This is a genomic window from Seonamhaeicola sp. ABD4_340 (assembly GCF_056312135.1).
Window position 1 is genome coordinate 1,936,514 of record NZ_CM149981.1, and the last position, 13,911, is coordinate 1,950,424.

12 protein-coding genes are annotated in these 13,911 nt (G+C 33.7%); 7 read left to right on the plus strand and 5 right to left on the minus strand.

All coding sequences use genetic code 11. From position 1 onward, the window contains the following. Positions 1-36: 36 nt before the first annotated feature. From secG to miaB, 5 genes are all read right to left on the minus strand, one after another. The gene (gene secG / locus ACYX4H_RS08395) at positions 37-393 is read right to left on the minus strand and encodes a preprotein translocase subunit SecG (RefSeq protein ID WP_476238647.1); all 357 of its coding nucleotides are present in this window, start codon (positions 391-393) and stop codon (positions 37-39) included. Further along, complete coding sequence (locus ACYX4H_RS08400; RefSeq protein WP_476235804.1) at positions 390-1,352, minus strand: hypothetical protein; 963 nt, start codon at positions 1,350-1,352, stop codon at positions 390-392. The genes secG and ACYX4H_RS08400 overlap by 4 nt, the downstream gene beginning before the upstream one ends. Before the next feature lie 56 nt (positions 1,353-1,408). After that, complete coding sequence (gene lptE, locus ACYX4H_RS08405) at positions 1,409-1,918, minus strand: LPS assembly lipoprotein LptE (RefSeq protein WP_476235805.1); 510 nt, start codon at positions 1,916-1,918, stop codon at positions 1,409-1,411. A 34-nt stretch (positions 1,919-1,952) separates the two neighbouring features. Beyond that, the gene (locus ACYX4H_RS08410; protein ID WP_476235806.1) at positions 1,953-3,221 is read right to left on the minus strand and encodes a sigma-54 interaction domain-containing protein; all 1,269 of its coding nucleotides are present in this window, start codon (positions 3,219-3,221) and stop codon (positions 1,953-1,955) included. A 67-nt stretch (positions 3,222-3,288) separates the two neighbouring features. Continuing rightward, positions 3,289-4,737, minus strand: a complete 1,449-nt coding sequence (gene miaB / locus ACYX4H_RS08415; protein WP_475294489.1) for a tRNA (N6-isopentenyl adenosine(37)-C2)-methylthiotransferase MiaB — start codon at positions 4,735-4,737, stop codon at positions 3,289-3,291. Between the two features lie 239 nt (positions 4,738-4,976). Between miaB and ACYX4H_RS08420 the strand changes: the two genes are divergently transcribed. From ACYX4H_RS08420 to porM, 7 genes are all read left to right on the plus strand, one after another. Then, entirely contained in the window at positions 4,977-5,366 is a 390-nt protein-coding gene (locus ACYX4H_RS08420) for a hypothetical protein (RefSeq protein ID WP_476235807.1), read from the plus strand. A 79-nt stretch (positions 5,367-5,445) separates the two neighbouring features. Then, a complete protein-coding gene (locus ACYX4H_RS08425) occupies positions 5,446-6,228 on the plus strand; it encodes a hypothetical protein (RefSeq protein WP_476235808.1) in 783 nt (260 codons plus the stop codon). Positions 6,229-6,355: 127 nt separating this feature from the next. Next, entirely contained in the window at positions 6,356-8,845 is a 2,490-nt protein-coding gene (gene topA, locus ACYX4H_RS08430) for a type I DNA topoisomerase (RefSeq protein WP_476235809.1), read from the plus strand. Between the two features lie 5 nt (positions 8,846-8,850). Continuing rightward, positions 8,851-10,017: a formimidoylglutamase gene (locus tag ACYX4H_RS08435; RefSeq protein WP_476235810.1), complete on the plus strand. Its 1,167-nt coding sequence runs from the start codon at positions 8,851-8,853 to the stop codon at positions 10,015-10,017. 163 nt (positions 10,018-10,180) lie between these two features. Then, positions 10,181-11,548 carry a T9SS ring complex lipoprotein PorK/GldK gene (porK, locus tag ACYX4H_RS08440; protein ID WP_475294484.1) on the plus strand — a complete coding sequence of 456 codons (1,368 nt, stop codon included), beginning with the start codon at positions 10,181-10,183 and terminating at the stop codon, positions 11,546-11,548. A gap of 80 nt (positions 11,549-11,628) precedes the next feature. Next, on the plus strand, positions 11,629-12,270 hold the full coding sequence (gene porL, locus ACYX4H_RS08445; protein ID WP_476235811.1) for a type IX secretion system motor protein PorL/GldL: 642 nt from the start codon (positions 11,629-11,631) through the stop codon (positions 12,268-12,270). Between the two features lie 41 nt (positions 12,271-12,311). Beyond that, the gene (porM, locus tag ACYX4H_RS08450; protein ID WP_476235812.1) at positions 12,312-13,874 is read left to right on the plus strand and encodes a type IX secretion system motor protein PorM/GldM; all 1,563 of its coding nucleotides are present in this window, start codon (positions 12,312-12,314) and stop codon (positions 13,872-13,874) included. Positions 13,875-13,911: the final 37 nt, after the last annotated feature.

Consider the following 13,911-nt stretch of genomic DNA (forward strand, 5'->3'; position numbering starts at 1 on the left):
AGCTAATTTAGCTGGCTTTGTAATTTTTTAACTGGCTTAGTTAGTAGCTGTAGTATCTGCAGCTGCGCCGTTAGTTGTTGGTTCTGTAGCTTGTGTTGGTAATTCAATTTCATTTACCGTATCAGTATCTAATGCTTTTGAGTCTACAGACTCATTGCCTCCTTTTATAGCTATGTTTGATGCTAAAATTAACACCAATAAAAAGGTTGCTAAATACCAAGTACTTTTATCTAAAAAGTCTGTAGTTTTTTTTACGCCTCCTAGTTGTTGAGTACCGCCACCGCCAAAAGAAGATGATAAACCACCACCTTTAGGGTTTTGTACCATAATAACAACTATTAGTAAAAAAGCTACTACAACAATTAAACTTAAAAATATTGTAAAACTCATTATTCTTTATTGTTTTGTTTTTGTAATTGTTCTACTGCCTTAATTTGGTTTGCAAAGAAACTACTTTTTTCTGGATATTTCAAACTTAAAATTTTATAAGATTGAATTGCCTTTTTAAAGTTTTTTTGTTCCACATAAATTCGTGCCAAAGTTTCAGTCATTAATGCCTCTGGTTTTACCATTTGTGCTTTGGCTAAATTACCCTTTTTATTCGGTGTTGCGCTTGGTGTTATTTTAGGTGTGTTTGTTATAAACTTGTCTATAAGTTCAAACTTTTTAGCCTTTTTTGGGTCTATGCTTTGTGGTTTTTTTTGAGGTATTTCTTCTTGTTTTTGAGGTGTCTCGCTGTTGGTGTTTTCTCTTTTAATAGGTTTAAAACGTGTTAGTTTTAACCATTGATTAAAAGAATGTTTTTCATTTTTATCAAATTGAAGCGGTTGACCTAAGTTTAAAATTTCTGTAGGTGATAGTGTTGTTTCTTCGTTGTTTTTTGTGGTTTCTGCAATACTTTCTTTAGTGTCTAAACTAAAATTCGCGACTTTTTTTTGAGGTTCTTTGGGTTGAAAAAGTGCCGGATCTAAAACATCTTTAGTGTCATTAATATGTTGTTTTAAAATCTCATCTTCAACAATTCTTCTATCTATAGTAATATTTTCTGAAGCAACATCAATATTTTTTAAATGTGCGCTATTTTTTTTTATAATTTGAGATATTTCGTTTTGTGAAAATGCTTCCGAAGTAATAAAATCAAAAAGTATACTGCGGTCTGTAGTATATGCAGCTGTGGTTTTTAATGCTTGGTTGTATTTAAGGCTGCTTTGATTTTTTAACCCTTTTAGATACATGGCTCTTGCCGCTTGAAAATATGGGAATTCATCAACTACAGTTTGTAAATCACTGGTTTGTTGGTGTGTTACTTGCTGCGGATTTTGTAATATGTTAGTTAATTGTGATGAATTCATGGGTTTAGCCAAATTTACGTAAAAAATAATATTTGCTGTTTTATTAGGTTTTTATGTTACCACCTGGCTAAAGTGGCATTAAAAATATCTTGTGTTAAGCGGTCTAAAATTTCTTCGTGGGCTGTGTCTTTTACTGAGCCTACAAGTTGTGAGCTTGCTGGAAAATCATAGAAAAAAGAAAAGCTTTGTTCTAAATCGTCTTCAGAGTTATTGGTGTTAAAAAAACGCACTTTAACAGTAATTGTTAATCGGTTTTGGGCAGCTGTATTTTGTGCTGTTGATGTTGTGGGTGCAATGGTGTAATTGGTTATTTCGCCTTCATAAATTAAATCTGCACCTGATGGTTCTAACCTGTAATTGGTTTGGTTTTGTATTAAATCTTCTAAAGTTATTTTAAAATCGCGGTCTAAACCGGGTTCAAATAAAAGAGACGTGTTTTCAAACCTGTTAACCTGATATGTGTCTGCTTTTATTGATGTTGGTGGCGAAAACCCATATTGTACTTTACAATTGGTAAATAGTACTGCCGAAAAAACTAATAAAAATAAATATGCTGTGTGTTTCATTTTTTTTGAACTTGTTTATAGAAAGAACTAAAAATTACAAATCATATTGTTTAATTTTTCTATATAATGTGCGCTCGCTAATACCTAGTTCTGCGGCGGCTAATTTACGTTTTCCGTTGTGACGTTCAAGTGATTTTTTAATTAATTCTAACTCTTTGTCTTGTAATGAAAGGGTTTCTTCCTCTTCTATTTCTTCGGCAAAATGATATTTGTCTTGTGAATTATCACTGGTTTCAGAATTACCTGTATGTTCGGGTATAGACAATAATTCGGGTTCTTGTACGGGTTCTTCGTAAAGTGCATCTTCATCAGCATCATTGCCGTAAATTTTCTGAATTAAATGTTCGTTGTCTTTTTCAACATCTTTGGTATTGCCGCTTTTCATGAGTTCCATGGTGAGTTTTTTTAAATCGTTTAAATCACTCTTCATGTCCCATAAAACTTTATAAAGAATTTCGCGTTCGCTACTAAAATCACTTTCAGATTTTGATGTTTTTATTACTGCTGGCAAATTATTGTTGGCGTTTGGTAAATATGAGCGTAGAGTTTCGGCAGATATGTTTCTGTCTTGCTCTAAAACAGATAATTGTTCGGCAATGTTTCGTAACTGCCTAATGTTACCATTCCAGCGGTGTTTTGTAAGTACGTCAATTGCGGCATCTGTTAATTTTACGGTTGGCATTTTGTATTTTAAAGCAAAATCACTGGCAAACTTTCTAAATAACAAATGGATATCAGTTTGTCTTTCACGTAGTGGAGGCAAATGAATTTCAACTGTACTTAAACGGTAGTATAAATCTTCTCTAAACTTTTCTTTTTCAATAGCTTCAAACATTTTTACGTTTGTGGCAGCTACAATACGAACATTGGTTTTTTGTACTTTGCTAGAGCCTACTTTTATAAACTCGCCATTTTCTAAAACGCGAAGTAAACGTACTTGAGTGGTTAGAGGTAACTCGCCAACTTCATCTAAAAAAATAGTGCCGCCATCGGCTACTTCAAAATATCCGCTACGGGTTTGGGTGGCACCTGTAAATGCTCCTTTTTCATGCCCAAAAAGTTCACTATCAATAGTGCCTTCGGGTATTGCACCACAGTTAACGGCAATATATTTATTATGTTTTCTGTGTGATAATTGATGTATTATTTTTGGTATACTTTCTTTACCAACACCACTTTCGCCGGTTACCAATACAGAAATATCTGTAGGTGCTACTTGTATGGTTTTTTCAATGGCACGATTTAGTGCTGGTGTATTGCCAATAATACCAAAACGTTGTTTTATAGCTTGAACAGATTCCATTTTTTTTTAAGATTTAGATGAAGGAGAAGCAACAAGCGTTTTTTATTCATCTTTTGTCTGTATTTTTTTAATTGTTTTCAGAATAACCAACGGCTTCACCCATTAAGGTTGCGCTGGTACAATTGGTTATTTTAACGTTTACAAAATCGCCTATTTTATAGTTTTCTTTAGGAAATACTACCATAGTGTTTTGGCTGTTTCTTCCAGACCAATGCTCGTTTGATCGTTTTGAAGTTTTTTCAATTAAAACCTCTTCAACTTTTCCAACATGCTGTTGTGTGCGCATTAAACCGTGTTTTTGCTGAAGTGCTATAATTTCGTTTAGGCGTCGTTTTTTTACATCTAAAGGAATATCATCTTCCATTTTACGCTCAGCTAAAGTACCAGGTCTTTCAGAGTAGGCAAACATAAAACCAAAATCGTATTTTACGTATTCCATTAGGCTTAGTGTGTCTTTGTGATCTTGTTCAGTTTCAGTTGGGAAACCGGCAATCATATCTTGACTAATGGCACAATCTGGAATAATACGTTTTATATTGTCAATAAGCTCAAAATATTCCTCGCGCGTGTGTTGGCGGTTCATTTCTTTTAAAATACGGTTACTACCACTTTGTACCGGTAAGTGTATGTATTTACAAATGTTTTTGTATTTGCCCATGGTTTCAATAACATCTAAAGTCATGTCTTGTGGATTTGATGTTGAAAACCTAAAACGCATTTTTGGTTGCGCTGTGGCACATAATTCTAATAATTTAGAAAAATTAGTGGCTGTAGCTTTTTGTAAATCGGTGGCTTTTTCAAAATCTTTTTTAAGGCCGCCGCCATACCAAAGGTAGCTGTCTACGTTTTGGCCTAAAAGCGTTACTTCTTTATAACCTTTATTCCATAAATCATTTACTTCTTCTAGAATACTTTGAGGGTCTCTACTACGCTCACGACCGCGTGTAAAAGGTACTACGCAAAACGTGCACATATTGTCACAACCACGGGTGATTGATACAAAGGCGGTTACACCGTTGCTGTTTAAGCGTACCGGAGCAACATCTCCGTAAGTTTCTTCTTTTGATAGAATGACGTTTATGGCGTCTCTGCCTTCATCAACTTCAGCTAAAAGGTTTGGTAAATCTTTGTAAGCATCGGGGCCAACAACAAGGTCTACAATTTTTTCTTCTTCAAGAAATTTGCTTTTAAGGCGTTCTGCCATACAGCCTAAAACTCCAACTTTCATGTTTGGATTGCTTTCTTGTTTTACGGCATTGTATTTTTCTAAGCGTTTACGTACGGTTTGTTCTGCCTTATCTCTAATAGAACAGGTATTAACCAAAACTAAATCGGCTTCTTCTAAAATTTGCGTGGTGTTGTAACCTTGCTCATTTAAAATTGAAGCTACAATTTCACTATCAGAAAAATTCATTTGGCAACCATAACTTTCAATAAAAAGTTTGCGTTTGTTGCCTTCCTTTTGCGTTAAAACTAAAGATTCGCCCTGTTTTTTCTCGTCTATAATCTTTTCCATAATATAATTCAACCAAATTACGGTCAATATTTATGCCTCTATTAATTTAGGCAGTTGCAAAGATACAATTAATTTGGGTTTTGTGACAAAGTGTCAGATGCTAAATTTAGTTAAAATTCTTAGTAAGTTTATTTAATGAAAACGCAACCATTTGGTGTTTAATACATCTTTTGAAAAAAATAGTTATGTTTAAATTTATGAAGCAGCTTTTGTTTTTTATTGTATTAATTTTTAGTGTGATGAATACCCAATGCAATGACGATAACAGCATTGATACAAATACATGTGATTTTACAGCCATAGTTAATAAAGAAGCATACGCTAAAGCTAATTTTGAAGGTTTAAATATTATAAATGCTACAATTGAAGCCGATTGTTTGCAAGTTACATTTGGGGCATCGGGTTGTAGTGGCAAAAATTGGGAGTTTCAGTTGGTAGATTCTGGAGCAGTTGCAGAATCATTACCAGAACAGCGGTACATAAAATTAAATTTTAAAAATAATGAGGCTTGTTTAGCTTATTTTGAGCGTACGGTATCATTTAATTTAAAACCAGTTAGAGTAAAAGGCAGTAATGAAATAACGCTACATTTAGAAGGATTAAACACACCGTTAACTTACAATTATTAACACTTTTTTTATGGGTTTTTGTTTGTAATTGAAAAAAAAATATACCTTTATTCGGTATTAAATAACTAACCCAAACATAATGAATACCATATCAAATTTATTAGAGAAAATTCAAAATGCAAAAACTTTAGATTTCGGAACCATTTTTGGCGAAGCCATAGAGCTATTTAAAAAAACATGGTTGCACGGTTTTTTACTGCAGCTTTTCACAATATTAATAATGTTGCCGCTTATAATTATATTTTATGTGCCTTTTATAGGTTTAATTGTAGCACAACAAGAAAGTGGTTATAGTGATAACCAAGCTATAGGTAACTTTTTTGCAGGTATGTCATTATTATACATACTTGTTGTAATTGTGGGTGTGTTTGTTTTAGGAGCCGTATCTGTGGCGCTAAATGCCGGTTTTTACAGAATTATTAAGAAGTTTGATTATAATGAGCAGGTAACAACCTCAGATTTTTTCCATTTTGTAAAAGTGAAATATTTAACCAAGTTCTTGGTGTTAATGTTAATTTCAATGCTAATTGCAATACCATCGGCGTTATTGTGTTATATACCTTTATTATATGTAATTGTACCAATAAGCTTTTTTGCAATTGTAATGGCTTTTAATCCAGATTTATCTGTGGGAGAAGTTGTTAAAGTTAGTTTTAAGCTAGGAACAAAAAAATGGGGGATTACCTTAGGTTTATTAATAGTAGCCAGTATATTATCGCAAATAATAGGAATGCTTTTATGTGGTATTGGTATACTTTTTACAGGCGCATTTCCGTATCATACAACATATTTAGTATATAAAAACGTAATTGGTTTTAAAGATAATGATGACATTAATCAAATAGGATTAATAGAAGAATAAATTTTAAAAAAGCCCGTATTTATGTATTGAAATACGGGCTTTTTTGTAAAAATATTACAGGGTTAATCCATAAAATGCGGCACATAAACTTTTTTTCATATACATTTGTAGCTTCAAAAACGGAAGTATGGCGAAGAATTTAGTGATTGTAGAGTCACCTGCAAAAGCAAAAACTATAGAGAAATTTTTAGGAAAAGAATTCAAAGTAGAATCTAGCTTTGGGCACATATCAGACCTTCCTTCAAAAGAATTAGGGGTTGATGTAGATGGTGATTTTAAACCAAAATACGAAGTATCAAAAGATAAAAAAGCGGTAGTTAAAAAACTAAAAGAATTAGCTAAAAAAGCAGAAATTGTTTGGTTAGCTAGTGATGAAGACCGCGAAGGAGAAGCTATTGCATGGCATTTAGCCGAGGCTTTAAAACTTGATAAAAACAAAACAAAACGTATTGTTTTTCATGAAATTACCAAAGCTGCAATAAAAAAAGCTATTGAAAATCCGCGAGGCATTGATTACGATTTGGTTGATGCACAACAAGCGCGCCGTGTTTTAGATAGAATTGTGGGTTATGAGTTGTCGCCAGTGTTATGGCGAAAAGTAAAAGGAGGTCTATCTGCAGGAAGAGTACAATCAGTTTCAGTACGTTTAATTGTTGAAAAAGAACGTGAAATTCAAGATTTTAAACCTGAAGCATCTTACAGAGTAGACGCCGAATTTTCTAATGAAGATGGGCAATCTTTCAAAGCCAAATTACCAAAAAACCTTTCAAATAAAGAGGAAGCGCAAGCGTTTTTACAAAAAAATGCATCGGCCAGCTTTAAGGTAGCCAATTTAACTAAAAAGCCTGCAAAAAAATCGCCTGCAGCACCGTTTACAACATCAACATTACAGCAAGAAGCATCGCGTAAATTGTATTTTTCAGTAAGTAAAACCATGACGATGGCACAACGCCTTTATGAAGCGGGTTTAATTACATACATGAGAACAGATAGTACCAATTTATCTGATGAAGCTCGCCAAGGTGCACAAGCTGAAATAGAAAAAGCTTATGGTGATAATTACAGTAAACCTCGTAATTACACAGGCAAAACCAAAGGTGCACAAGAAGCGCATGAGGCTATTAGGCCAACAGATTTTTCAAGGCACACGGTTAATATAGATAGAGATCAAGCGCGTTTATATGAGTTAATTTGGAAACGCGCCATTGCATCACAAATGAGTGAAGCGCAATTAGAGCGTACCAATGTTAAAATTGAAGCTTCTACACATAATGAAACGTTTACAGCTAACGGTGAAGTTATTACGTTTGATGGGTTTTTAAAAGTGTATTTAGAAGGTACAGATGATGAAGATGTTGAGCAAGAAGGTATGCTGCCAGCAATGAAAACCGGTGAAACACTTCTATATAATTACATAACCGCAACAGAGCGTTATACACGCCCGCCAGCACGATATACAGAGGCTTCATTGGTTAAAAAACTTGAAGAATTAGGTATTGGGCGTCCGTCAACATACGCGCCAACAATTTCAACCATTCAAAATAGAAATTATGTTGAAAAAGGAATGGTTGACGGCGTAGAGCGTAACTATTCACAACTTACATTACAAGAAGGTAGCGTTACAGATAAAACGTTAACCGAAAAAGTAGGCTCAGACAAAGGCAAACTTGTTCCAACTGATATTGGTATGATTGTAACAGATTTTTTAGTTAATCATTTCAACCAAATATTAGATTATAATTTCACCGCCAAAGTAGAAGAAGATTTTGATGATATTGCTGAAGGAAAAGAAGATTGGCAAAAAATGATGAAATCATTTTGGAAAGATTTTCACCCTAAAGTTGAAGACGTCAAAGAAAACGCCGATAGAGAATCTGGTGAACGCATTTTAGGAACAGACCCCAAAACGGGCAGACAAGTAAGTGTGCGTTTAGGTAAATTTGGACCAATGGTACAAATAGGAACCGTTGATGAAGAAGAAAAACCACAATTTGCAAGCTTAAGTCCAGACCAGCAATTAACAACCATAACCTATGAAGAGGCAATGGATTTGTTTCAATTACCTAAAACGTTGGGCGATTTTGAAGGCGAAGAAGTACAGGTTAATAACGGCCGTTTTGGGCCTTATGTTAAGTTTGGTAAAGCATACGTATCATTACCAAAAGGCACAGATCCTTTAAGTGTAGATTTAGATGATGCTATTGTTTTAATAAAAGAAAAGCAAAAAGCCGATGCACCAATTTACATGTATAAAGATTTACCAGTGCAAAAAGGAAAAGGACGTTTTGGGCCATATATAAAATGGAACAACATGTTTATTAATGTGAATAAAAAATACGACTGGGATAATCTTTCAGATGACGATATAGTAGAACTTATTGAAACTAAAATTCAAAAAGAAATTGATAAAGTTATACATAATTGGGAAGACGAAGGTATTCGTGTAGAAAAAGCACGCTGGGGAAGGCATAATGTAATACAAGGCAAAGTAAAAGTAGAGTTGGCTAAAACAGTTGATGTTACTGAAATGACGCTAGATGAAGCTAAAGCTATTATTGAAGCCAATGCACCAAAGAAAAAAACAACCAGAAAAAAAACTACAACAAAAAAGAAATAATATAAATGAATTTTAACTTTCTTTCTCCAGTATCAGATTTAGTTTTGGCTCACAATGAGCTATTATCTGCTCAAGCATTAGGAAGAAAACTTAAAATACATTCTGAAAAAAATGGTATTCCAGATTTAGATGATGTAAACATTGCTATAATTGGCGTTTTAGAAAACAGAAACAATGTTAATTATATAGGTGAAACATTTCATTTAGATGAAATTAGAAAAGCATTTTACAGTCTTTTCCCAGGTACTTGGAATACCACAGTGGCCGATTTAGGCAATATTCACAAAGGCGAAAGCGTTGAAGATACCTACTTTGCTGTAAAAACAGCCATAAACTTACTTGTTAAAAAAAACATTATTCCTATAATTTTAGGAGGCTCGCAAGATTTAACATACGCAAACTATAGGGCTTATGATAATTTAATACCCATGGTTAATGTGGTTAATGTTGATAGTAAGTTTGATTTAGGCGATTCTTCAAAACCCATAAAAAATAACAGTTTTGTAGGGAAAATTATTTTAGATCAGCCCTATAACTTATTTAACTATGCTACAGTTGGGTATCAAACATATTTCAACTCACAAGAAGAAATAGATTTAATGAATCAACTTTACTTTGAATCGTATAGGTTGGGTGAGGTGTCTCACAATATTTCATTAGTAGAACCTGTTTTAAGGGACGCTAATATTGTGAGTGTAGATTTAACTTCGGTAAAAAGTTCAGAGGTAAGTTCAAAACAAAAGTTCTCCCCTAACGGATTAAATGGTAAAGAAATTTGCGCCATTGCAAGATATGCAGGTATAAGCAACAAAGTATCATCATTCGGTATTTATGAATATAAACCTTCAAAAGATGACGAAATCACAGCTATGTTGGTAGCTCAAATGCTATGGTACTTTGTTGAAGGTGTAAACTACAGAGTGAACGATGATGATTTTACTAATGATAATAACTACCAGAAATTTATAGCTTTAGTTGATGATGATGAACTTATTTTTTACAAGAGTACCAAAACAGGAAGATGGTGGATTGAAATTCCGTTTATTACCGAAGTAAATAATAAATTAAAGAGACATACGTTATTACCTTGCAGCCATGAAGATTACCTTGATGCATGTGCTAATAAAGTGCCAGAACGCTGGTATAAAGCCTTTAGGAAAAATTGCGTATAAAATCGCTATTAGGGTTGAAAAGGTAATTTCATCGGTGAAATGCCAAATTTTTACGATGAAACGTAATTTTTTTTTAAAAAAAGTTGGTTATTTAAAAATATATAAATATGTTTACGCCACAAATTAAGAAGCTGAATTAATTAACCTCGAGTTTACTATAGATATGAAGAAGTTTATTTTATTAACCGCAGTAATAACAATACTAGCTAGTTGTGGCTCTAAAGATAGAGGAGAACTAGTGGGTGTTAAAGGTAAAAAATGGCACCCAGAAAAACCTTATGGGATGGAGCTTATTCCAGGAGGTGCATACATTATGGGTAAAGCTGATGATGATTTAGCTGGTATTAATGACGCGCCAGCAAAAACAGTAACTGTAAGAGCATTTTATATGGATGCTACTGAAATTACAAACAGTGAGTACCGTCAATTTGTTCATTGGGTTAGAGACTCCATTGTTAGAATGCGTTTAGCAGTTTTAGCAGATGAGGTTGGATTAACTCAAGAAGATGATGGAACAATTGGTGAATTTGCATTTAAAGATGCAGATACAACAAATATGACTGTTTACGAAAAGTATATGTTTGAAAACTATACAGGCTTAGGTCCAACTGGTTACGAAGGCAGAAAAATAAATAAAGACATTGATTTAATATTTGATACATCAGAATATATAGATGAGTATTATGCCGAAGTAATGGATACCATGTATTTACCGTTAGAAGAGTCATACAATGGGCAACGTACTTGGGATGTGAAAAAATTCAAGTTCCAATATAATTATATGGATATTAAAGAAGCTGCCAAAAACAGAGGTATAGCGCGTAAAGACGTCATTAAAAAAGAAGAAGTAGAAATTTATCCAGACACTACTGTATGGATTAGAGATTTTGCCTATTCATATAATGAGCCAATGCACAACGATTACTTTTGGCATGATGCTTACGGAGATTACCCTGTAGTAGGTGTAACTTGGAAACAAGCAAAAGCATTTTGTGAATGGAGAACCATAAATAAAAATACCTACCAAAAATCTAAAAAAGGAGCAGCTTTAGTTAACAGATTTAGATTACCATCTGAAGCAGAATGGGAGTATGCAGCAAGAGGAGGCCTGCAAGCAGCAACATACCCTTGGGGTGGTCCTTACACAAAAAGTGATAGAGGCTGTTTTATGGCTAACTTTAAACCAGTAAGAGGTGATTATGCGGCAGACCAAGCATTATATACTGTTGAAGCAAAATCGTACGAGCCAAATGACTATAATTTATACAACATGGCGGGTAACGTTTCAGAATGGGTAAATGCATCTTATGATCCTAACTCATATGAGTATACATCAACTATTAACCCTAATGTTAACGATGAAGACAACACAAGAAAAGTAATAAGAGGCGGCTCATGGAAAGACGTAGCATACTTTTTACAAGTAAGCTCAAGAGACTATGAGTATGCAGACTCTGCAAGAAGTTATATTGGCTTTAGAACTGTGCAAGATTACATGGGCACTAAAGTAACAAGTAACGGAAGCAATTAACAACGTAACAAATCAAATTTAAATACTATTAATTAACCTACTTAAGTACTAGCGTACTTAAATTTTAAAAACCGAAAATTATGGCACAGTCAAAAGCAAGTAAAAGATTCATGAACATGGCTTATGGATTAGGAGCAGCAATTGTAATTGTTGGAGCATTATTCAAAATTATTCACTTTGAAATTGGTCCCTTAACAGGTAATGTTATGTTAACAATTGGTCTTGTAACCGAGGCTATTATATTTGCTATTTCAGCATTCGAACCTGTTGAAAACGAATTAGATTGGTCTTTAGTATACCCAGAATTAGCTGGTGGTGCTAAAAAAGACAGAGCAGTAGCTACAGATGAAAATCCTCAGGGATTATTATCTCAAAAGTTAGACAACTTATTAAAAGAAGCTAAAATTGATGGCGAGTTAATTTCAAGCTTAGGCGAAAGCATTAAGAATTTTGAAGGCGCAGCAAAAAACATGTCTTCTACTGTAGATTCTATTGAGGCTACTAAAAAGTATGGTGAAGAGTTATCTTTAGCAGCAGCGCAAATGGAATCATTAAACAGCTTATACAAAGTACAGTTAGAAAGCATTAACAAACAAACATCTATCAACGAAGAGTCTGTTGAAAATGCAGCAAAATTAAAGGAGCAAATGCAATCTTTAGCATCTAACTTATCTTCATTAAATGGTGTATATGGTGGAATGTTATCTGCAATGAACAAATAATTAGGTAATACCTAAAGTATTAACCCAAAACCTAATTAAAAATGGCAGGAAATAATTTATCACCAAGACAGAAGATGATTAATCTGATGTATTTAATCTTCATTGCAATGTTAGCATTAAATATGTCTAAAGAAGTGCTTTCAGCCTTCGGATTAATGAATGAAAAGCTTACACAGTCTAACAAAGCAGCAAGTGAACGTAATGAATCGTTTGTAGCAAGTTTAGACCAAAAAGCTGCAGATCAACCAGAAAAATACGAGCCTTTAAAAGCCAAAGCGCATCAAATTGATGTATTGGCAACAAACTTCAATAACTATCTTGAAGATTTAAAAGGTAAAATGGTTGCAAAAATTGATGATCCTACGGATTATGAAATTATGGATAAAGGCGATTATTTAGATCAAAATTTCTTTAAAGGCGATGTAATTAAGCCCGAAGGGAAAGAGTTCTTAAATCAAATTGCAACATTTAGAGATGGCGTTTCTGAAATTTTAAAAGATGAAAAAGGAATGCAAGACATTGTTAAAGATGTACAGAAAAACTTTAGCACAGACCAAGTAATTAATAGAGATAACAGGCCTGTAGATTGGTTAGATTACCATTATAAAGGTTTCCCTTTAGTAGCATCATTAACAAAAATGACGCAATTACAAGCCGATATTAAAACTACAGAGTCTCAAGTGTTGTCAGCAATGTTACAAGGTACACTTTCTAGTGAGGTGTCTATGACTAACTATACTACTTTAATGGAAACTTCAAAATCTGCTTACTTTAATGGCGAGCAGTTTGACGGACAAATTGTTTTAGGTAGAAAAGATGCTTCAACAAAACCAAGTAGAGTTGAATTAACTTTAGATGGAAGAAAGCTTACTGAAAAACAATATGCAATTGAAGATGGTAAAGTAAAATTAAAAATAGGTACAGGTGGTGTTGGTGAACATAAAATTGAAGGAAAATTAATTTTTGCTCAAGATGGTGAAGAAATTGAAGTTCCTGTAAGTTCATCATTTGCTACAGTGTCTAAACCAAACTCGGCTACAATTTCAGCAGATAAAATGAACGTAGTTTACCGTGGTGTTAAAAACCCAATGACTATTTCATTTGCTGGTGTGCCAGATAACAAAGTATCTGCAAGCGCCCAAGGTTTATCAAGATCAGGCGGAAGTAAATACATCATGGATGCTACATCTGTAAAAGGAAGAGAAGTAACAATTAATGTAACAGGTACATTACCTGATGGCGGTAAAGTTTCAGATAGAGCTACTTTCAGAATTAAAGATTTACCAAAACCAACGGGTACAGTTAGAGGTGAAGACGGTGCTTTAAAAATGCAAAGAAACTCTTTAGAAATTTCAACTGTTGGTGCTAAGTTTGATGATTTTGATTTTGAATTACCATTACGTGTAACAGGATTTAAATTTAAAGTACCAGGACAGCCTACAATAACTGTAAAAGGAAGCAAGTTAGATAGTAGAGCAAAAGCCGCTTTACGTAAAGCAAAAAGAGGTTCGGGCGTTCAAATATTTGATATTGAAGCTAGAGCTAGCGGTGTTAGCGTAAGGCTTAAAAAAGTATCGCCGGTATTTATTGAGCTTACTAACTAGTACCATAGGTAATACCTAATAAATAAAAAGAAAAGAC

Excerpts from the sequence above, each read along its gene's own strand:
- ACYX4H_RS08400 (WP_476235804.1), bottom strand. The coding sequence starts at position 1,352 with ATGAATTCATCACAATTAACTAACATATTACAAAATCCGCAGCAAGTA.
- lptE (WP_476235805.1), bottom strand. The coding sequence starts at position 1,918 with ATGAAACACACAGCATATTTATTTTTATTAGTTTTTTCGGCAGTACTA.
- ACYX4H_RS08410 (WP_476235806.1), bottom strand. The coding sequence starts at position 3,221 with ATGGAATCTGTTCAAGCTATAAAACAACGTTTTGGTATTATTGGCAAT.
- miaB (WP_475294489.1), bottom strand. The coding sequence starts at position 4,737 with ATGGAAAAGATTATAGACGAGAAAAAACAGGGCGAATCTTTAGTTTTA.
- ACYX4H_RS08420 (WP_476235807.1), top strand. The coding sequence starts at position 4,977 with ATGAATACCCAATGCAATGACGATAACAGCATTGATACAAATACATGT.
- ACYX4H_RS08425 (WP_476235808.1), top strand. The coding sequence starts at position 5,446 with ATGAATACCATATCAAATTTATTAGAGAAAATTCAAAATGCAAAAACT.
- topA (WP_476235809.1), top strand. The coding sequence starts at position 6,356 with ATGGCGAAGAATTTAGTGATTGTAGAGTCACCTGCAAAAGCAAAAACT.
- ACYX4H_RS08435 (WP_476235810.1), top strand. The coding sequence starts at position 8,851 with ATGAATTTTAACTTTCTTTCTCCAGTATCAGATTTAGTTTTGGCTCAC.
- porK (WP_475294484.1), top strand. The coding sequence starts at position 10,181 with ATGAAGAAGTTTATTTTATTAACCGCAGTAATAACAATACTAGCTAGT.
- porL (WP_476235811.1), top strand. The coding sequence starts at position 11,629 with ATGGCACAGTCAAAAGCAAGTAAAAGATTCATGAACATGGCTTATGGA.
- porM (WP_476235812.1), top strand. The coding sequence starts at position 12,312 with ATGGCAGGAAATAATTTATCACCAAGACAGAAGATGATTAATCTGATG.